Source organism: Bradyrhizobium sp. SOJA106, assembly GCF_059448745.1.
In genome coordinates this window covers 6013917-6033954 of the sequence record NZ_CM182549.1, presented here as the reverse complement: position 1 = coordinate 6033954, position 20038 = coordinate 6013917, and the positions used below count along the sequence as shown (strand labels likewise).

Annotated in this window: 18 protein-coding genes and 1 pseudogene; 13 read left to right on the top strand and 6 right to left on the bottom strand. The window is 61.2% G+C overall.

Features of this window, described 5'->3' with window-relative positions:
• Positions 1-63: 63 nt before the first annotated feature.
• Genes AC5V87_RS28400 through AC5V87_RS28390 form a run of 3 tightly spaced genes read right to left on the bottom strand, consistent with a single transcriptional unit; the run spans position 64 to position 5797 of the window.
• Positions 64-231, bottom strand: coding sequence for a hypothetical protein (locus tag AC5V87_RS28400; protein ID WP_495368451.1), 168 nt, complete (start codon positions 229-231; stop codon positions 64-66).
• Positions 228-617 (bottom strand): response regulator, encoded by a 390-nt coding sequence (locus AC5V87_RS28395; protein WP_495368450.1) that lies wholly within the window; start codon positions 615-617, stop codon positions 228-230. The genes AC5V87_RS28400 and AC5V87_RS28395 overlap by 4 nt, the downstream gene beginning before the upstream one ends.
• A 17-nt stretch (positions 618-634) precedes the next feature.
• Positions 635-5797, bottom strand: a complete 5163-nt coding sequence (locus AC5V87_RS28390) for a GAF domain-containing protein (protein ID WP_495368449.1) — start codon at positions 5795-5797, stop codon at positions 635-637.
• A gap of 1229 nt (positions 5798-7026) precedes the next feature.
• On the opposite strand from AC5V87_RS28390, the gene AC5V87_RS28385 reads away from it, so the two are divergent.
• Positions 7027-7413: a response regulator gene (locus AC5V87_RS28385; protein WP_495368448.1), complete on the top strand. Its 387-nt coding sequence runs from the start codon at positions 7027-7029 to the stop codon at positions 7411-7413.
• A 707-nt stretch (positions 7414-8120) separates the two neighbouring features.
• On the opposite strand, the pseudogene AC5V87_RS28380 reads toward AC5V87_RS28385, so the two are convergent.
• A pseudogene (locus tag AC5V87_RS28380) lies at positions 8121-8358 on the bottom strand (hypothetical protein); the annotation flags it as partial.
• A gap of 891 nt (positions 8359-9249) precedes the next feature.
• On the opposite strand from AC5V87_RS28380, the gene AC5V87_RS28375 reads away from it, so the two are divergent.
• A complete protein-coding gene (locus AC5V87_RS28375) occupies positions 9250-9570 on the top strand; it encodes a DUF736 domain-containing protein (protein ID WP_495371959.1) in 321 nt (106 codons plus the stop codon).
• A 64-nt stretch (positions 9571-9634) separates the two neighbouring features.
• Here the strand turns inward: AC5V87_RS28375 and AC5V87_RS28370 are convergent, their stop codons facing one another.
• Complete coding sequence (locus AC5V87_RS28370; protein WP_050385492.1) at positions 9635-9862, bottom strand: helix-turn-helix domain-containing protein; 228 nt, start codon at positions 9860-9862, stop codon at positions 9635-9637.
• A 210-nt stretch (positions 9863-10072) separates the two neighbouring features.
• On the opposite strand from AC5V87_RS28370, the gene AC5V87_RS28365 reads away from it, so the two are divergent.
• The 5 genes from AC5V87_RS28365 (at position 10073) to AC5V87_RS28345 (ending at position 12578) form a co-directional block, all read left to right on the top strand.
• A complete protein-coding gene (locus AC5V87_RS28365) occupies positions 10073-10345 on the top strand; it encodes a DUF2285 domain-containing protein (protein ID WP_495371958.1) in 273 nt (90 codons plus the stop codon).
• A gap of 165 nt (positions 10346-10510) precedes the next feature.
• Entirely contained in the window at positions 10511-10705 is a 195-nt protein-coding gene (locus tag AC5V87_RS28360; protein WP_495368447.1) for a transcriptional regulator domain-containing protein, read from the top strand.
• Between the two features lie 136 nt (positions 10706-10841).
• A complete protein-coding gene (locus tag AC5V87_RS28355; protein WP_495368446.1) occupies positions 10842-11282 on the top strand; it encodes a DUF2285 domain-containing protein in 441 nt (146 codons plus the stop codon).
• A gap of 134 nt (positions 11283-11416) precedes the next feature.
• Positions 11417-11698 carry a helix-turn-helix transcriptional regulator gene (locus AC5V87_RS28350; protein ID WP_495368445.1) on the top strand — a complete coding sequence of 94 codons (282 nt, stop codon included), beginning with the start codon at positions 11417-11419 and terminating at the stop codon, positions 11696-11698.
• Positions 11699-11720: 22 nt separating this feature from the next.
• Positions 11721-12578 (top strand): replication initiator protein A, encoded by an 858-nt coding sequence (locus AC5V87_RS28345; protein WP_495368444.1) that lies wholly within the window; start codon positions 11721-11723, stop codon positions 12576-12578.
• Between the two features lie 262 nt (positions 12579-12840).
• Here AC5V87_RS28345 and AC5V87_RS28340 read toward each other — a convergent pair whose 3' ends face one another.
• On the bottom strand, positions 12841-12969 hold the full coding sequence (locus AC5V87_RS28340) for a hypothetical protein (RefSeq protein ID WP_495372040.1): 129 nt from the start codon (positions 12967-12969) through the stop codon (positions 12841-12843).
• On the opposite strand from AC5V87_RS28340, the gene AC5V87_RS28335 reads away from it, so the two are divergent.
• The 6 genes from AC5V87_RS28335 to AC5V87_RS28310 all read left to right on the top strand — a co-directional run bounded on the left by AC5V87_RS28335 (position 12913) and on the right by AC5V87_RS28310 (position 20031).
• Positions 12913-13332: a DUF2840 domain-containing protein gene (locus AC5V87_RS28335; protein ID WP_495371957.1), complete on the top strand. Its 420-nt coding sequence runs from the start codon at positions 12913-12915 to the stop codon at positions 13330-13332. The two genes, AC5V87_RS28340 and AC5V87_RS28335, sit on opposite strands and share 57 nt — an antisense overlap.
• The gene (locus tag AC5V87_RS28330; protein ID WP_495368442.1) at positions 13329-13841 is read left to right on the top strand and encodes a S26 family signal peptidase; all 513 of its coding nucleotides are present in this window, start codon (positions 13329-13331) and stop codon (positions 13839-13841) included. Before AC5V87_RS28335 ends, AC5V87_RS28330 begins: the two co-directional genes overlap by 4 nt.
• Positions 13842-14047: 206 nt before the next feature.
• Positions 14048-14761, top strand: coding sequence for a lytic transglycosylase domain-containing protein (locus tag AC5V87_RS28325; protein ID WP_495368441.1), 714 nt, complete (start codon positions 14048-14050; stop codon positions 14759-14761).
• Between the two features lie 306 nt (positions 14762-15067).
• A complete protein-coding gene (locus AC5V87_RS28320) occupies positions 15068-16135 on the top strand; it encodes an IS110 family RNA-guided transposase (RefSeq protein ID WP_495368440.1) in 1068 nt (355 codons plus the stop codon).
• A 487-nt stretch (positions 16136-16622) separates the two neighbouring features.
• Complete coding sequence (locus AC5V87_RS28315) at positions 16623-17711, top strand: IS110 family RNA-guided transposase (protein WP_495368439.1); 1089 nt, start codon at positions 16623-16625, stop codon at positions 17709-17711.
• 556 nt (positions 17712-18267) lie between these two features.
• The gene (locus tag AC5V87_RS28310; protein WP_495368438.1) at positions 18268-20031 is read left to right on the top strand and encodes a relaxase/mobilization nuclease domain-containing protein; all 1764 of its coding nucleotides are present in this window, start codon (positions 18268-18270) and stop codon (positions 20029-20031) included.
• Positions 20032-20038: the final 7 nt, after the last annotated feature.

The window sequence follows — 20038 nt, the reverse complement described above, 5'->3', positions numbered from 1 at the left end:
TGACGATTATGCCCTAAACGTGGTGTGCTGCCCTCGCGACATGGCTGATGCCTCCCAGTAGTTTCATAGCCGCTGCGCTCCGTCCGGTTGTAAGTATTCGCCGAGCTTTCGCGATTCTGAAATCCACAGGAAAATAGTCTGATCTGATAAGCGCGGAACGAAGGGGAGCAAAATGCCAGCGCCGCAACGCTCGAGGCCTCGCTCGTCAACCACCAGAATGGTGGCGATCATGCGGCCTGCTCAAGTCTTGCATCGATTTCCCGGCGCAGCGCCGCGAAGTCGATCGGTTTGATCAATAGATCGGCCGCGCCGTTCTCGAGTGCTTTGCGCCTGGTTTCGGTATCACCATAGGCCGTGATCATGATGACGGGCACGTCGGGACGGGCCGAGCGCACGATTGGCAGCATTTCCAGCCCACTCATGCCGGGCATGTTGATATCAGAGAGGATCAGGATGAGGGTTGCGTCCCGAATTTCGCTCGCGCGCTGCAGCGCCGCTGACGCGGACGTTGCAAATTCCATGAGAAAGCGGCCGTCGCGCAGATCCCGCCGGAAGTGCTGGCGGAACAGTGCTTCGACATCCGGCTCGTCATCAACGACTAAAATGTAGATGCTCAACTCTATCCTCCAGTCCGCTATGAAGGGGCCGCAGTGCCCGGCAGCGTAATGATGAATTCGGTGAAAGTGCCCGGCTCGGTGATGACATCAATGCTGCCGCCGTGCTGCTTCACGATGATATCGTGGCAGATCGAAAGACCGAGCCCGGTTCCTTCCCCCGGCGGCTTCGTAGTGAAGAATGGGTTGAATATCTTTTCCTTCACCCCAGGTGGAATGCCGGTGCCATTATCGCGAATCCGGATTTCCACGACGCCGCCAAGAGCTCTTGTTGCTACGCTCAGCTTTGGCTCGAAACCATCACCAGCGGCTTCCTTGCGTTTGGCGGCCGCGTAAAAGCCGTTCGAAATCAGATTAAGTAAGACCCTGGTGATTTCCTGCGGGTACAGGTTGATCATCTCAGCAGCGGGATCGAGATCTCGTTCGAGCGCGATATTGAACCCCGGCTTTTCCGCACGCGCACCGTGATAGGCGAGATTGAGGCTTTCCTCGACAATTGCGTTGACGTCAGCGGAGCGGAGCTCGCTAGAGCCCTGGCGCGAATGCAGCAGCATATTCTTGACAATAGAATCGGCGCGTTTGCCGTGCTGGACGATCTTTTCAAGGTTGCTCTGCAGCATCTGCATGAGCTCATCGATCTCCGTCCGCAACTTATCACCGACTGTCGTCGTGCGCAGTGCTTCGTTAAGCTCACCAATTAGTTCGTACGAGAGAGAGGAGAAATTATTCACGAAGTTGAGCGGGTTTTTGATCTCATGTGCAATGCCGGCGGTTAGCTGACCTAGGGAGGCAAGCTTCTCGGTCTGGACCAGCCGGTCTTGAGCGGTCCGCAGTTCTTCCAGTGATTGCGACAATTCCTTCGTGCGATCGCGCAACTCGTTCAATAGGCGGGTATTCTCAATCGCAATCACTGCCTGGTTTGCGAAATTGGATACAAGCTCAATCTGCTTCCCCGTGAAGGGCTTGACCTCCTGGCGGAAAATCGTGATGGTCCCAATGAGCTCATCTTCTTTGAGCATGGGTACGATAACTAGGGTTCTGGCGCCGGCAATATCAGCAAGCGCGCGAACATTGGGATCGCCATCGACGTAGGGCGGCTGTGTCCTGATATCGTCGATATGGACGGTTTCGTGGGTCTTCTCGACAGTGCCGAGTCCACTCGCGGGATGCGGGCGAATAATTTTGTACAGCCGGGTGTCCACGTAGGCCTGCGGAGCGTTGAATAATGCGACCGTCCGGAAGCCGCCTTCTTCGTAGAGATTCATGGTGCCAAATCGAGCACCGCATATCCGCGTCGCATTCTCGAGCATTTTGTCGAAGACCGGCTTCAACTCGCCGGCGCACGAACTGATCGTAGCAAGAACTTCCGCGGTCGCGGTCTGCTGTTCAAGTGACTCGCTCAAATCATCTGTGCGTTGGCGCAGTTCTTTGAGCAGGCGGGTGTTCTCGATCGCGATCACCGCCTGCTTAGTAAAGCTCTCAATCAACCCGATCTGTTTGTTCGTGAACGGTCGAACCTCCGTTCGGTAGATCGTAATGGTCCCCATCAACTCATTGTCTTTCAACATGGGCACGACGGCGATGGTGCGGGCGCCAGCGATATCGGCCATCTCGACGACATGACGTGCACCGGCCACGTAGGCAGGACTGTTTCGCAGATCGTGAATGTGAACGGGTTGACGGGTCCTGATAAGGGCGGCGTGGCCGCTGTCGGGATGAGGTTGAAACACGAAATTCTGCCGCAACGCTGCAAATGCAGGCGGTACGTTACAGCTTGCAGCGATTCGGAAGTTGTCTCCGTCACGTAGATTCATAACGCCGAAATTCGCTCCGCAGACGCGCGTGGCGTTCTCGAGCATCTTCCGGAAAACCGGCTCCAGCTCGCCCGGCGAGGAGCTGATGACCTGCAATACCTCGGAGGTCGCTGTCTGCTGCTCAAGCGACTCCGTCAGTTCTCGCGTGCGTTCCTGCACCTCCTCGAACAGGCGGACGTTCCCGATGGCGATAACCGCCTGGTCAGCAAAGGTCTGAAGCAGTGCGATCTGCTTTTCGTTGAACGGATTGATTTCGGTGCGGCGGAGAGCGATCGCGCCAATGCTCTCGTCTTCGCGCAGCATCGGTACGGTGAGAATGGTATGGACACGGGAGCGCTGTGCGAGCTCGCGACCGATCGGGAACTCATCACCCTCGGGCCCGAGGAGATCGTGCACATGAACGGGTTTGCAGTCGACAATGGCGCGCCCGGAGGGCAATCGACGGTCGATTGGTTGGCGCCGCCAGGCCATCGGAATAGAACCATGCTGCGCGCCAAAGACGAGTTCATCGCCATCCCGAAGCAGCACCACGGCATCGGCGGCGTCGCAAAGCTCGCATGCACTCTCCACGATGGCCTTCATGACGGGGCCGACGTCGGTCGGCGAAGACGCGATAACCTTCAGGATGTTGGCGCTGCCGGTCTGATAGGTCAGCGCCTCCGCAAGATCCCGTCTCTTTGCTTCCAGCTGTTCAAACAACCTCACATTCTCGATTGCAATCACCGCCTGGTCGGCGAAGGTCTGCACGATCTCAATCTGCCGCTCGGTAAACGGCCCCGACTCAGGCCTTGCCAAACTGAGTACCCCAGTCGTGATCCCCTCCCGGACCAAAGGTACGTTGAGTGTCGCGCGATAGTCGCCAAGTCTTGCAAGATCATGCCGCTTGAACTCCGGGTCATTCAAGAGATCAGGAACATGATCTATTTGGCCACTCAGCGCCGCCCGGCCGCTCGGCGTGTCGTGGCTAAGGACAAGCGGTTGGCTCCTGCGCAGAGCGATCCATTCGGCAGAATTGTTGTGCGCGGCCTCCAGGTGCAGCAGACCATCGCGAATGAGATAAATCGCCGCCCTCGGGTTGCCGCACAGCCGCGCCGCCGAGCTAACGAGCGTCTCGAGAACATTTGGCAGGTCAAATGTCGAGCGGCTGATCACCTTCAGGACATCCGCGGTCGCAGTCTGTTGTTGGAGCGATTCGCTTAGGTCATCAGTGCGCTGCCGAAGTTCGTCGAACAGGCGGACATTCTCGATCGCAATCACCGCCTGGTCGGCAAAGGTTGTGACCAATTCGATCTGCTTTTCCGTGAACGGCTCAACGCGCTGACGCGCCAGCACGATGGTCCCGATTGGCTCGCCTTCTCGCAGAAGAGGTACGCAAAGAGCGGTGTGCTGACCGGCCAGCGTCGTGGACTCCCGCAACGTATATTCTGGATCGGTCGACACATCGTCGATCTGAATAGGACGTCTTTCGAGCACGGCACGGCCGGTGATGGTGCCTCGATCCGGCGTGATCGGGTGGCCTTTCAGGAATTCGATATATTCGTCGGTGTAACCAACCGCCGCGCCAGCACGATATACGTTCCCCTGCCGTCGCATGATAAAGGCCATCTCGGTATCACAAAGGCGCGCTACCGTGCGCACTAACGTGTCCAACACGGGCTGAAGATCAAATGTCGAGCGGCTGATAGTCTTGAGGACCTCTCCGATTGCGGTCTGCTGCTGCAGGGATTCGGTCAGGTCCCTCGTGCGCTGCTGAACCTGGTTGAACAGCCGGGCATTTTCGATAGCGATCACTGCCTGGTCGGCGAATGTCTGCAACAGCCGTACGTGATGCTCGACAAAGTGACCGGTCTCCTTGCGCGTCACGCTTATCATGCCAATGACGGCCCCGCTGCTCACCAGCGGAACGAACATCATACTGCGAAAGCCGCGCGCGCGAGCGATGTACTTGATCTCGTTTGTCAGGGTTTCGACGTCGGGCGTCTGCACGGTTTTGCCTGCCTGCGCCATCGCGAAGGTCTCAAAATCCGCGATCGGCCGGGGGAAAGACTTCTTTAAGATGTCGTCAGCTGCCGGATTGGTCGGTGTGAACGCCGCGAGATGTCCAATGCCGTCAATGAACCGAAAGACAGCGGTTGAGAACCCGCCGAGCAGGGCGTTAGCTCTTATCGCTATCGCCTCAAACACGGGCTGCACGTCAGAGGGCGAGCTCGCGATCACCTTCAGGATATCGGCGGTTGCCGTCTGCCGCTCCAGCGCTTCGCGCGTCTCGGTTAGAAGACGAGCATTTTCGACGGCAACCGCCGCCTGCGTGGCGAAACTCTCTAATAAAGAGATCTCTTTCTCACCAAAGGGCTTAATCTCGCGTCGGCCGCAGACGATCATTCCGAGCAGCGCCTCGTCTCGACGTAGCGGCACAAATAGCGCGGTACGAATCCCAGCGAGTTCGACCGCGCTTTGCATGACCGGATGATCAATCTCGGAGCAGTCCAATAGGTGCACTAGGCGGTCGCCGGCGAGAAAGGCCCTACCGACCGGATGGTCCGCGCCCTGAAAACCCCGCCGCAACAGCTCGGCGAATTGTTCTGGCAAATTATGCACAGCGACAGCGCGGAACCGTTCGCCGTCGTAGACCTGTAAGCTACCATAAGCGACACCGCACAGCTGATGTGCCTTAGCCAAAATCGCGTCGAATACCGGCGCGAGATCGCCCGGCGCTGAATTGATGACCTGCAGCACCTCGGCGGTTGCAGTTTGCCGCTCCAATGTTTCTTTGCTCTCGTTGAACAGGCGGGCGTTTTCAATTGCAATGACTGCCTGATCGGCGAATGTCTGCTGGAGCGCGAGCTCTTCGTGACTGAAGGGCAGCAGCCGGTCGCGATAAATGACAAGGACCCCGATTGCATGGCCATTTTGTCGCAAGGGCGTCCCACAGATTGTGCGCGCACCAGCCGCGCGCGCGTGCGGGATGCCAACAAAATCGGCCACAGTCGTATCGGGATGATCGAGATCGGCAATGTGAATCTGGCGGTTCTCGCCGATAACCGCGCCCGGCAGATTCCGTCCTCCGATCTGGATATTGTCTAGCGGGACCGCTGAGCGGACCTGTTGCGCACTTGCGCCGAACCGATATCCTTTGCCCCATCCACCATTTTCGGCGAGTTGGATTTGAACGCTGAAGGCCTCGAACAGGCGAGCACTCGTGTGGGCAATCTTTTGCAGGGCCCTGTCGGCATTGCCGGGCGAACTGGCGATGGTCCTGAGAATTTCCGCGGTTGCGTCCTGGCGATTCTGCGCTGCACGCAGCTCGGCCGAGAGCCGGGCGTTCTCTTGCTGTAAATCCGGCACCACGTCCTGAGAAAGCGCGGCCATCTACAACATCCATATCGCCCGAAGGTTCGCCACCAGCAGGCCAAAAGCACGCGAAACGTAGCCTCGATTATCGCATTCTCATAGCCATCCAGCCAGTCCTATCGTTGTTTGACTTTCAGCAGGCTACCGGTTTGAGGTTGCCGCCCAGTCGCGAGAAATAGGCTTCGAGAGGGCAATGCTCGCTGTGGAGCGTCATTGCTAAACGGTCACGCTGACCGACTCACCATGTTGGAACGCGCCCAGATAGTCGCCCTGGACGATGGAACGGGCGTCGGCGCTTGCTTGTTCGAATGTCCCATTGCATGACCGAACGGCTATCACACAAAATCTGGCACGCGGTTCCAACAAACGCGCCCACTTCTCGGACGGCGCAGGCATATCGTTGCCGTCTCGAAGTGACATGAAGGCGATTGCCAGGTCCGCGCAGGCGTCACGGTAGCGCCGCGGCGTCCCCCAAAACGCACGTTTGTCGCGCGGTCGAACTCTAGCGCAACTTCGACCATGGATGGCGCACTGTCGATGCGGCAACCCTACGCCCAAGTTCCGTCAAGTCACGGGTTCGCTGTCCTTCGCCGCGGCCGATAGGTTGCCGCCGGCTCTGCGCGCTCAGGGACTCTGCGCAATGCGAGCGGCGCGCGTTCTGACGTGGGAGGCCCAGAAGTCGCGCTCCCATCACGGCCCAGATCACAATTGCGATCGCCACGGTGCACGGAACGGTGGCCGCGATGGGATTCTTGCGTGCCCCAACTATGGCCTACGCGAAATCTCGAACTTCCGCATTTCTTGAATGCGGGCGAGGGAGAAATCGCGATAAAGATATTCGGTGAGGGATGTTGAACGCCTTCTGTTTCGGCGTTGCTTCGTGGATCCCCCGAAATGGTTTCGTCGCTTCGCGCCATGCGAGACCGCATCGATATCGACCACACGCACAGCCGCGCAATTGTCCGCGAGATCGGCGAAAGGCTGCAAGCGTCCCTAGGCGACGGCGGAGAGCTGCCGGACAGCCTCAAACGTCAGATCGATCTGCTTCGTGAATTGGACGAAGAGGCCCCATCGTCAATTCCCGTTCTCCCGGGGGAAGAGAGTAGCCAAGCCAAGGGAGCGCGGACGTCATCCTCTACCCGCGCAGTGGACCACCCAATGCTGGTCACACCGTTGAAAGATATGCATCCGACGGATGGCGCGAACGGAGGCTGCGGGGGTGACCTCCTCGAACGAGGCCAGGACAAATGGGCGCCGTGGACTCTCTAGTACACGTGAACGAACACTGGCTGAGCTACTCGATTGCGGGGGGGCCGGTTTCGGACCATCATCCGCGCCCGCGAGGTGGCGTCATGAGCAGGTCCTGTCGGGTACTGATCGTCGAAGACGAGTATTTCCTCGCAGCCGATCTGGAAGTGGCGTTCCGGTCGCAAGGCGCGGAGATCGTCGGTCCGATCTGCGAATTGTCGCAAGCGCTGGCGCAGGTCGAGGGAGACGGTTTCGACGTGGCCGTAATCGACATCAACGTGCACGGCCAATCTGCATATCCGATCGCCGACAAGCTCATGGAGCAACGCATTCCGTTCGTTTTCGCCACCGGCTTTAGCCAAGAGGCTTCCTCGCCGTGGAAGTGAAACGATTTGAAAAACTGTACGATGCGCCCGCCATCGCGAAACACATCATCGGACTGTACCGGCAATGGCAAAGCTCGCGCGACAAACGGGAACGCAGGTCGGATCCGAACAGAAATCCGAAGCGTTAGTATCGAGATCGTGCCTGCGGGACAACTCCTTCGGGAGCCCCGCCTGCTCGTTCCGGGCGGTTTGGCACGGGTCAGGGCTTCGCAATGTCCCACGTGTTCCGCAGCGCTATGCGCAACGCTGGTCGACACGAAGCGGGCGGTTCGTCACGGCGCCGGGTCTGTCAGGCCGACGCGACGAAATCCTTTAAAGAAGAGCGGGCCCGGCGCCTTGACCCAGCTCAAACGGGGCGACTCACCGACGGTGAGGACCTAAGTAATCAACCGGAATTTCTCCCCCTCGGCGACAAGCGCATGTTTGAGGCATCGAGCGACAGACCCTCTTCAAGTGTCCGCGGACCGGCATAACCGTCCAGCACCTGCTGGTCGGGACGGAGTCGGAAGGGACCCACGTGCTTGTGCGCTGCCAGGCCTGCATGGGCTCTCACGTGTTGGACGGTAAGACCGGCCGGCTGCTCGGAGACGGAGGCGGCCGAGACCGCCTGATGCTGGTGTCCCGCCGTTCCTGAGCGACGACGGACAAATCGGTCGCGGTCACCTGGATCTCGGCCGTCGCGAGCTTTTGCGCGCTCACTCGCGGCTGCCGCTGATGGCCTGGTCGATGGTCGGCGACGGGTCGACCGGGCCGCCACCGGCCCCCATACGCTCGTTCCATGACGCGCAGGGCAGCTTGTCGGCTCGGCGAAGGAGCGCCTCGCCCTTCGCGCGCGCATCGGCCCACTGCGCTGCGAGAATCGTGGTCCTCGCTCGCGCGCGGCCGAGTTCTTAGCGCGTTCCGGTCTCCGCCGGACAATGGCGCCTGGTGATGCTTCGGTGACATGACAGCATCCAGTTCCGCAGCGCCGGCGACGCAGGGCCAGCAGCCGTCTTCCGATGCGTAAACGTGTTCTCCAAAAGACCCTGTCCAACCGTCTTCCACATCGCCTCGGGTCCGTAGAAGCGGACCGCGTCGACCTTCCGGATTTCGGCGATTCGCAGCGTGGGCACCCCACCCGTAGGAGGATGGATAGTCCAGCTGCTGCGCGCCGACGGACGCCCCGCGGCGCGGTTCGGCTCCGTCGGCGCGGGGCTGGTCCAGAAGGGGCTTCCAGTATTCCGGCGGCAGAGCCGCATCGGAGCCAGTCCAGGACTCGTCCTAACCGCTTCTTACGGCCGCATTGGCCGAGCGATGACCGTTTCCCGCCTTCATCGTCGAACAGGTGTGCGTAAATCGGCGTGGTGAACGGGAGATGATCGAAACCTGAGCGCGGGAGAGTCCTCCTCGGAACTCCTCGACCAAGCTGTCGGCAAGGTCTGGTCCACGCAACCGCGGCAGAGCGGTGTTGCCCCGATCGGTTCTTGGGAGACGATGCCGCCCTTTGCAGCAGATTATTTCTCTTCCCGCGCTGAATCGTTCCGACCTCTTGTTCATCAAAACCGAGATAGCCATGCTTCTCCAGAGATTGTGGTTCAGCACGCGGACGCACGTGGCCTCGTTGATGGCGTGATCTGGCCGAAGACCGGCTTCGCCTCGATCGTCCGAGCCGCAACGCCGTTGATGCGACTTTCTTCCCCTGGGCTTCGCCCATTCCTCGCGAGACAAGAAAGTCGCTCCAACGGCGTCCTCCGCTGCGCTCCGGCCCGAGCGGGTGCGTCGCCGATCGTCTTCGGCGTTCAGATCGCCATCGAGGCCGCGGTGGTCGCGGGCTCGAAACACAACGGGAGAAGTGACATGGCTAACATCGGTTCTTTCAAGAAGGTCGGCAACGATTTCCAGGGCGAGATCATCACCCTGAGCCTGCAAACCAAGGGCGTCCGCATCGTCGCCGAGACCAACCGGACCAACGACAACGCTCCCAGCCACCGTATCTATGTGGGCCGGGCGGAGATCGGGGCAGCCTGGTCGAAGCGTTCCGAGGAGGGCCGCGACTATCTCTCGCTCAAGCTCGATGATCCTTCCTTCAACGCTTCGATCTACGCGAACCTGTTCGATGACGAGGGCGGTGAAGGCTACACCCTCCTGTGGGCGCGGCCGCGCAAGAACGGCGAGTAAGATCGCACTGCCAAGCCTCGTCCGGTCCGCCGGGCGGGGCGCTTCGCGGTCGGCCTGAAGGGGCTTACGATTTGCTAAGCCGCGCAGCCTTTTTGAGCAGGTCCCCCGGTTCGACCCCCAATGCTTCAGCAATTTGTCCGAGCACGGTGACGCTTGCTGATACATCGCCGCGCTCGATGGCGCCGACGTAACGGGCGCTTAAACCCGCGCGCTCGGCCAGCTCCTCCTGCGTCATTTGTAGATCGTGGCGTTTCCGACGCAGATTCACAGCCATGATCTCTTTGAGATCCATGGCGATATGGGAACTGAGCCGGAACGATCGTTCTAGGAACGATCGTTCCTATTCGTGTCTGAACATGCTATCGAGTGTGGCGGCGCTACGTGCGCGACCGAACTTGGCCGCCGATCTACCGAACGAATATTCAGGATTCAAACGGGAAGCGGAGGTCTGGATTGCGACCAACCCATGGCGTAGCTTATAGGCGTTCTAAAAGCGGGTATGATGCAGAAGCCATCCCTAGATCCAGACGTAGCTGACAGTGCGCCGAACGAGCCGCTGCTGACTGCCTATGACGAACAGCATGTCGTTACGTACATGCGCCTCCTGCAGGCGGAGGGCGAGGGGGCGGACTGGCGCGAAGTGACTCGAGTGGTCTTGCATATGGACCCAGAGCGAGAGCCGAACCGTGCGCGGAGCGCATATCAGAGTCATCTTGCGCGCGCCAAATGGGTGACTGAGCAGGGCCGCCTATTACGTGGCACCGGCTCCAAATAGAAGAAAATCGCCGGCAGACGATTTGCAGCCAGAACTATTTTCTTTGACTGACGGGTGGTCATTCCGGGGCACCACGTGGTGCCAAACTAGGGGCTTCCTACAACCGTGTCGTTCATACCTATTGCGCCCCAATCCTTGTTAGCTACGTGCAATGGGGCGGAAGCAATGCCTGATTTCGACTGGCGGTCGCCGGATTCCTACAAGAGCCTACAAGACGCCGAGATCACCGACATCGCCTGGGAATGTCTTCGTCGTAACGCGGACTATCGACGCGAGTACGAAGCGATGATCGCAAGCAGCCCCGATGGAGCGGTGAACGAGGAATTCAGGAGGAAATGGGGTATCTGCTTTCGCCCATGACCCGCAGAGGTCCTTCGACGAGCAGACGATCTTTTGGGCGCCTGAGGTTCTAGCGGCGGTCGTTCCGGTCAAGGTTGCCTCGACGGCCGATCTCGTGTCGGCGTCTCAGCCACTGCTTGACCTTACAGCAGGCGAGGTGCGCCGCGCTGTCGACGGCTGGCATGCCGTGCTGCGCATGGGTGCAGTGGATCACCGCGTCTGGTCCAAGGACCCGCCGGCGCTCGGCGCGTCATACGCAGCCGAACTGCCGTTTGATGGCGATTTCGATGCGCGCGCGTATGCAGCCCGCCGGCTGTGGCGCGCGATGAATGGACGCGTGCCAGGTCCGGCATTTCACACGCTATCCAAACAGCGGCGCGAGCGCTTGAGGGGTGCGATCCGTGCGCTCGACGCGCACGGCGCGGGCGCAAGCTATCGCGTCATCGCCGAAGTACTGTTCGGCAAGAAGTACATCCCCGATCGTGCCTGGAAGACGCATGATCTGCGCAATCGAACAATCCGCTTGGTGCAAGGCGGCCTCGCGTTGATGCGCGGTGGCTACCGCAAACTCCTGCGGCCCGGGCGCAAGGACGAGTAGCGCAGTCCCCAAGGGGTGCCGAAAATCGTCCCCCTCCATATTCGGCATCCCCCTCCGAGATCTTGCTCCTCCATGATGACCGCACACACGTCGGCCTAGCCAAGCGTAGTGCGCTATCCTCCTGGAGTTCTCAAATGCCCGATCCGATGGCCGGTCTTCCCCCGCGATTCCTGCGTACACCTGAGGCCGCGCGCTATCTTGGCCTGTCCGGCCGCACGCTCGAGAAACACCGCACGTACGGTACTGGACCGACGTATCGGAAGATTGGCGGACGTGTTGTCTACGCGATCGATGACCTGAAAGCATGGGCCGACCGGGGCGCCAAGACATCGACGTCCGATCCCGGCAAGGGAACGGTGCTGCCGGCGAAGACGCATCCTGCGCTGCGCCCGTATGCGGGCCAGGAACGCCGCTGATTGCCGCGTGAGAGCAGTGATCATGCGGCGCAGACACCATTCCGAGCCCGACCAGCTTGAGCTCTTTCGGGCGCTCCCTGGTGATCTTGCGCCCCACAACGCTCAGGATCTGATGGCATATCCCTTCTTTTCCCTCGCGGAGACCAAGCGGATCGTGCCGATCGATTTCCGTGCCGGTGCGATCGCAAATCGGGTCGAGGCGGTGCCGGAACACGGCATGGCGACCATCTGGGATGCAGACGTTCTGATCTGGGCCGCTTCCCAGATCGTCGAAGCTCGTGACGCAGGCTTGAAGACGTCGCGCGTGGTGGCTGCAACACCATACGAGATTCTGACGTTGGTCGGCCGCGGCACCAGCGCACGCGACTATGATCGCCTGAAGGCTGGTCTCATGACTTCCATCCGGCAGCCGACCGAGCGGCGACAGCATCGCTTCTCCTGGATCAACGAGTGGAAGGAGACGGCCGATGCAAATGGACGTCCATTTGGGATCGAGCTGATCCTGCCCGATTGGTTCTACGCCGGCGTCATCGATGACGCGCTCGTGCTGACGATCGACCGCGCCTATTTCGATCTGACGGGTGGACTCGAGCGCTGGCTTTATCGTCTTGTGCGCAGGCACGGCGGCCACCAGGATGGCGGCTGGAGCTTTGACCTTGTGCATCTCCATGCTAAGTCCGGCATCCTCTCGCCGCTCAAGCACTTTGCTTACGACATACGCCAGATCGTCCAGCGCCAGACATTGCCCGGCTATCAGCTCGTGCTCACGCGCGACCCGAACGGCATCGATCGGCTGAACTTCACGCCAACGCCTGTTGCTCCCTTAACGGGACGCCTGCATCGGCGCGGTCTCATTCCAAATCCGGAGGACAACCTGTGAATCAGCTCGTGCTATCGGGGACCGCAACCCTCGTGCTATCGAGGACCCGATCCTCGTGCTATCGGGGACCGGAATCGAGCTTAAGGGCTTGTTTCTCCGCGCTTTCCAGCTGCTCTAACTTTACTAACCAGAAATCCTTCGGATTTCTTCTCACGGACCAGGCCGGAAGCCCGGTTGGCGGCGCTCGGCAACGGCAGTCCGATAGGCCAGCCTGCCTTTGCAGGCGATACATACACTCGACCGAGCCCCAAGCTCACGGCTGTCAGCTCCAGCGTCGGCGGGCCGCCGCATGAGCGATCTTACGGAAGTAGAAGTGCTGTGGCTCGAGAAGCGCATCGAAAACCGCATTCGGTTCGGTCGCATCGTCAAGGAACGGAAGCTTGATCTCCATCGGCGTGTCCTGTCATTCGCGCCAGGCAGCATCTTTGCCTTCGTCCGGTGGACCTCCAACGACTTTGGCACGATCATTTCGCGGATCGACATCCTGCGCGCGGTCGCGCCGGGACAGCGCTGCTCGACCGTGCCTTATGTGAAGCCAGGCGGCGAGATTTTGCTGCGCCTGTCCGGCTGGCCGAAAGTCGAGCGCGTGCTGCAGATGGTCGATGCCGTTGAGGCGCTTAGCATCGATCCCGCTGATGTTGCGCCTGATCATTGGCATCACGTTCATAACCGTCTGTCCGTCAACGAATGCCCGCGTTCGTATACGAAAGCCCGCCATCAGGCTTGGCTTCACCGGCAGAGGGTCATACGATGACAGGCCGCTCAATGATGCTGGCCGTGACGATTGGGTTCGCTGCTGCGCTCATCGCGACCATCGTTCTGGAGCCGCTTCCGCTTTACATCTGGAACGCATCCGCGAGCGTGCCGATCGGTCTCTACCGCCTCAGACCGGTGGACCAATTGCAGGTCACTGAATTGGTCGCCGTGCAGCCGCCGGAGCCGCTCGCGACCTTCCTCGACCTTAACGGCTATTTGCCCATTGGCGTCCCCATGCTGAAGCGGGTCCTTGCGCTGCCGGGGCAGACGGTCTGCAGAAGCGGGCTCACAGTTTCGGTCGACGACATTGCAATGGGCGAGGCACGCGACCGCGACGGACGCGGCCGGCCGCTGCCGAAATGGCAGGGCTGCCGCGTCGTTGGCGACGGCGAGCTGTTTCTGATGAACTGGCAGTCCGACGACTCCCTGGATGGCCGATATTTTGGATTCTTGCCTGCGTCGGCGGTGATCGGCCGCGCGCTGCCGGTGTCGACGTGGGAGGAGTGATCGTGCGTGTTCCACGCTCCTACCCCATCATTCCGCTGTTCGATCGATCGCGCGGCCATTCCTCCGTCCCGACCAACGGTAGCAGGGCCGACGCACGCCGCGGCAGTCCAGGGCAGCCGCATGGCCGGCGCGAAGCGGCTTTACCCTGGACGGGCGCGAGCGCGACGGCATGCTTGGTTCGGTCGAGCGTGCGTGCTTGGGCTGTCGTGTCGCTGCTGCTTGTTTTCGCTGCGTCGGACAGTGCTGCACTAGCCGAGAGTGGATCGGCGTCGGTTCAAGCGGTTGCTCGGGTAAGTAACCCGTTTTCTGCTTTCGTCGACGAAGCCTCGAAGCGTTTTGCAATTCCGGTGAACTGGATCGGTTCGGTCATTAACGTCGAAAGCGCTGGAGACGTGCACGCCAAGTCGCCCAAAGGCGCAATGGGGCTGATGCAGATTATGCCGGCGACCTGGGCGGAACTTCGCGAGCGCTACAATCTCGGGAGCGACCCCTACGACCCGCACGACAACATTCTGGCCGGCACGGCTTACTTGCGCGAACTGCTCGACCGGTATGGCTCACCTGGCGTGTTTGCCGCGTACAACGCGGGACCATCTCGCTATGAAGGGCATCTCGCAGGCGGCTCCTTGCCAGACGGGACGCGAGCATACGTCGCAAAGCTTGCAAATCTGCTTGCCATCGAACTGCCTCCGAGGTGGACGTCCAGCGGGCAGTCGTCACCAGCTGCGGCGCTATTCGTCAGGCGATCCGATCTCATGAAAACGCGCGATCGGTTGCTGGCTCTCATGCCTTCGCGCGGTGTCACGGCTGCAATCTCGGCGCCCGATGTTTCGCCCATGGTTCCACGGTCTCTTGGCGTGTTCGCCCCTCGATCGGATTCGGAGCATCGCAATGACCAAGCGTGCGGGTTCGCAAGCTGACGGCGTATGGGCGATGCCTTCGGCCTGCGCTCTACTCGTCGCTTCGCTCCTCACCGAGCCACCCTTCGGGTGTCTCGGCCCTTCGGGTAACGATCGCTATCGCAAGCGCTCGGCAGCAGTGGGGGCTTCGCGAGTTGGCTGCGGGGTCGCGACGGTTCTTTCGGGAACCGGCGACCGGGAGACCACGATAGCAGGGCTCTTCAAATCGGGCTTCGAGATACCGGTGCACGGGGATAAGACGGCCGTGGCCGAATCCGGAGCCTGGTGCAACGACTTGGAAGGTCGTTGCCACAAAGGAGAGCTCCGATGAAACTGTACGTTGGATTGGACGTCGGCCTTGAAGAAACCAGCGTTTGCATCGTCGATAGCGAGGGTCTCACGGTCCGCGAGATTAAGGTCAGCACGGAGCCAGAGGCGATCCGCTGCGCTGTAGAGGGCTACGCGGATCGCCTCGATAGAGTAGGGGTCGAGGCGTCATCGCTAGGCATCTGGCTGTATCGCGAATTACAGCCAGTCGGGCTTCCAATCATTGTCGTGGAGGCGCGCCACATGCGCGTTTCGCTGTCGACAATGCGCAACAAAACCGACCGAAACGATGCGCGCGGCATCGCGCAGATGATGCGGTTGGGCTGGTACCGCGCCGTGCATGTCAAGAATATCGACATGCAAAAAATGCGCACATTGCTGACCAACCGGAAGCTGCTTAAGCGCAAATTGGTCGACCTCGAGAACCATGTTCGGGGCGCGCTGCGGGCCTATGGATTGCTCGTCGGAGCAGTCGCTCGAGGCGCCTTTGAGGCCCGCATCCGCGAGCTGATCGAGCACAGCGACCCGATTTTTGTGATGTCGATCCAGGTCATGCTGGACGTGCGCCGCGCGCTCCTCGAGGGCTACGATCGGCTGCATCGCGTACTCCTGCAGGTGGTCCAGCATGATCCCGTTTGCCGGCGTCTCATGACGGTTCCGGGTGTCGGCCCGGTTGTCGCCTTGTCATTCAAGGTTGGCGTTGATGACCCTCATCGCTTTGCCCGATCACGTACGGTGGGCGCCCATTTTGGCTTGACGCCGAAGCGCCATCAGTCTGGCACATCGATCGATTTTGAAGGTCGCATCAGTAAACAAGGCGATATCTCCGTGCGGGAGGCGCTGTGTGAAGCGGCTGCAAGTCTGCTGCTACGGGTCAGAAAATGGTCGGCGTTGCGGGCGTGGGGCCTGCGAATTGCCAAGCGGTCGAGCATGCTGTGTGCGATTGCCGCGGTCGCGCGAAAGCTCGCGGGCATTCTCCACCGGATGTGGGTCAGTGAGACCGATTTCCACGTCGGATTCGGTGCCAAGGTCACGCAACGGCTGCGCCTAAAGCCGGCGCAGCAATAGCTACGTAGACGAGCGTAGGAAGGCGCTGGGATTACTCCCAGCATGCTGAGGAGGGAACGAAATTAGAGATCCGCGCGCGCGGTGAGCGTCCCCTGGCGGGGCCGCGAAACGGGGAATGTCCGCTATCTCTTGCCTGCTGCCGTCCTTCGGGAACGAGAGCGCCAGACTGCTTGGACAGCCCTGTTTACGAACCTGATGAAGAGCATGCGACGGCCGAAGTGCTGAACGCGAAGGAACGCATGGACCCCGCCTGGTGAATGCTGATCGCAAGCGTTGCGGTGACGCGTGCGCGCCGTCGATGCAGGGAGTCTGTCATGGCTGAAGTGCGAAGAGTCGAAGAAAAGCGTAGGAATGAGTTGACTTTGCCCGCCCGATTAGGAAGGCCGCCCGTAATCGGTCTGCGCCGGGTCTTGCGGCGGCCGAGCAAGTGGTCTGCGCGATGAATAACCCGCACACTACGCCGCCTCAGCAACGCGGGAGGCGTGTGATGGAATTCTTCTGTGGCCTGGATGTCGGCATGGACGAGACGGCGATCTGCGTGGTGGACGACAAAGGCCAGGTGGCCTTGGAGGTTACCGTGGTAACCGACCCAGAGACCATCAAGGCGGCGCTCACGCCGTATCTCGGCCGCTTGCGCCGGGTCGGCCACGAGGCGGGGTCGCTGTCGCCCTGGCTGCACCCGGAATTGCTTCGCCTTGGTGTACCCGCGGTCTGCCTGGAAACCTTCCACGTCCGCGCCGCGCTGAAGGCGCAGCGCAACAAGACCGACCGGACCGACGCGCTCGGCCTGGCGCATTTGATGCGCACCGGTTGGTTCAGAAGAGCGCATATCAAGAGCGAAGCCTGCTACCGGCTGCGGCTGCTGTTGACGCACCGGCGCAATCTGAAGCGCAAGTTTCTGGATCTGGAAAACGCGATTCGGCACTCGCTGAAGGTGTTTGGCATTCGCCTCAGCCATGTTGGCCGCGGCGGCTTCGCGCAAGCGGTGCGCGAGGCGGTAGCGGGTGATGCGCTGGTAGCCGAGCTGATCGATGCCATGCTGAACGCGCGCGCGGCGCTGTGGAAGGAGTACTGCCGGCTGCACGATCTCGTGGTCAAGCTGGTGGCGAGCCATGAACTGTGCCGGCGCTTCATGCAGATCCCCGGCGTCGGCCCGGTGGCCGCGCTGAGCTTCATGACGGCGATCGACGACCCCGCGCGCTTCAAGCGGTCGCGTGATGTGGCGGCGTATTTTGGCTTGACGTCGCGGCGTTGGCAGTCCGGCACGTCGATCGACGTGCAGGGGCGGATCAGCAAGGCCGGCGATGGCGACGTGCGGCGGGCGCTTTATGAGGCGGCCAGTGCGTTGCTGACCCGCTTCAAGCGCAAGGACAAGGTCAAGACCTGGGGGCTGGCGATCGCCAAGCGCACCAGCCACCGCAAGGCGACCGTTGCGGTGGCACGCAAGCTTGCGGTGATCATGCATGCGATGTGGGTCGATGGCACGTTTTATTGTGGCGATCCGGGCGCATCGAGGGCGGACGTGCGCGCCCGTGCCGCCGCCAAGGACCGCAAGCTGCTCGGAGCCCATGCATGACCAGCCCGAGCCAGTTGCAGATCAATGACCCGATGACCGCAAGGCTTTGAACACGGAGCTCCGCCACAAGCGGAAGAGACCTGGTGCAGATCAACGACGACGGAACGCACGCTATCTTGCCTGTGGCCACGCACGTGACGTGCAATGTGGACCACGCCGGACTGCCTGTGATGTGGCTCCGTCATGCCGATGGAAAGATGCGCCGCGACGGCGTCCGCGCTGCCTTGCTGCAGCGAGATTATACCGTCGCTGAGCGCGGAAGAGTGCACGGCGCACCGGGACTCGCTTTTGTGGTGGCGCAGCGCGTTCAAGCGTGGCGCAGAGGGCCTTGTCGCAAGCGAGAAAGGAAGCGAAAATGGCTGAGAGCAAGCAGACGACACGCCCGATTAAGAGGGCGAGATAAAAGGGGCTCGCCGGTCGAACCGCAAGCCATTGGCATGGCTTGGGTTCTGGCGTGCCGGTCGGTCGGGGCGCGTGCCGCGCCCTGCATTTTGGCGAATGCAATCAAAGGTCTTTTCGGCACCGTGCGTGCTTTTAATGCCTGGGAGGCCCTTCCGTGAGCGTGCGCGACAGCGACTTGCGTGTTCGGCCTGGGCGCATCCGCAGTACCCGCGCGCCGAAGCAAAAGAGCTTCATCAACCAGGTTCTGCGGGCGGCGAAGAAAGCAGGACACACCTCGGGGCAGGCCGCACCTAGGAGGCGTTCGGCGGCCTACGGGCGCTCGACGTTTGGCCGCGGGCGCATCGCCTTTAGCCGCGCCAGATTGTTCAGCCCGACCCGGCGCGTCGTGGTGAAGGCGCGCGTGGTGCGACACAAAGGGCGAGCCTTCCGTTCGGCGCCACTGACCACTCATCTTTCATATCTGAAGCGTGACGGCGTGACCCGGAATGGTGAGCGGGCCGAGATGTTCGATGCCGGCAGCGATCGCGCCGATAGCCCGGCTTTCGCAGAAAGCTGCAAGGACGATCGGCATCATTTCCGGTTTATCGTCTCGCCCGAGGATGCCGGCGAGATGACCGACCTCAGGGCTTTCACCCGCGACCTCGCCAAGCAGATGGAGACTGATCTCGGTACGCGCCTTGATTGGGTCGCCGTTGATCACTGGAACACCGACAACCCACACGTCCACCTTCTCGTTCGGGGAGTGGATGAGGACGGGGCGGATCTCGTGATCTCCCGCGACTACATCAGCCAGGGCCTGCGCTCACGCGCCGAGGAACTGGTGGCCATTGAACTCGGTCCAAAGCCGGAGCACGAGATCCGCAATTCGCTTGAGAGGGAAGTCTCGGCGGAACGATGGACGCGGCTCGATCGGGAGATCCGGCTGGCGGCAGACGAGACCGGCTCTATCGATCTACGCCCGGAGAATCCCGGCAAGTCCGATCCGGAGATCAGGCGCCTGATGGTCGGTCGCCTTCAACACCTGGAGAAGATGGGCGTTGCGGCCTCCGCCGCGCCGGGAGAGTGGATGGTCGGGCTCGAGGCCGAGCGCAGCTTGCGCGACCTCGGCATGCGCGGCGACATCATCAAGACCATGCACCGCGCCTTTAGCGAGCGTGGGGAAGCGCGCGGCGTTGCTGACTTCATCATCGAGGGCGGACAACCGGCGTCTCAGATCGTTGGACGGCTGGTTGATCGTGGCTTGCATGACGAACTGACCGGCGAGGCCTACGCCCTGATCGACGGGACAGACGGGCGCGCGCACCACGTTCGCTTCCGAGGGCCCGAGGCTTTCGACCAAGCTCCGCCAATCGGCGGAATCGTCGAAGTCCGACGCTTCGGTCAGATCGGCGATTCGCGCCCGACCTTCGTGCTCGCGATCCGCTCCGATCTGGATCTTAGTGAACAGGTCACGGCAAAGGGAGCCACCTGGCTCGACCACAGGCTGGTCGACCGCGATCCCTTGCCCCTCGCGATGGGCGGCTTCGGCCGCGAGACCCGCGATGCCATGGAAGCCCGTACCGAGCATCTGATCCAGGAGCGGCTGGCGCGGCGCCAGGGCCAGCGCATCATCCTGCAGCGCGATCTCCTGAACACGCTGCGCCGGCGCGAGCTGGACGAGGTGGCAGCAAGGGTCTCGGCCGACACCCGCCTTCCTTACCTGAAGCCTGGCTCCGGGGAGCACGTGGCAGGCACGTATCGCCAGCGGCTGACACTCAGTTCCGGACGCTTCGCCATGATCGATAATGGGCTCGGCTTCCAGCTCGTGCCCTGGTCGCGCGAACTCGAAAGGAAAGTCGGCCAACACGTCGCCGGCGTCGTGAAGGACAACGGTGGTATCGAATGGGGCTTTGGTCGGAGGCGCGACCTGGGCCTCTAGCAGTATC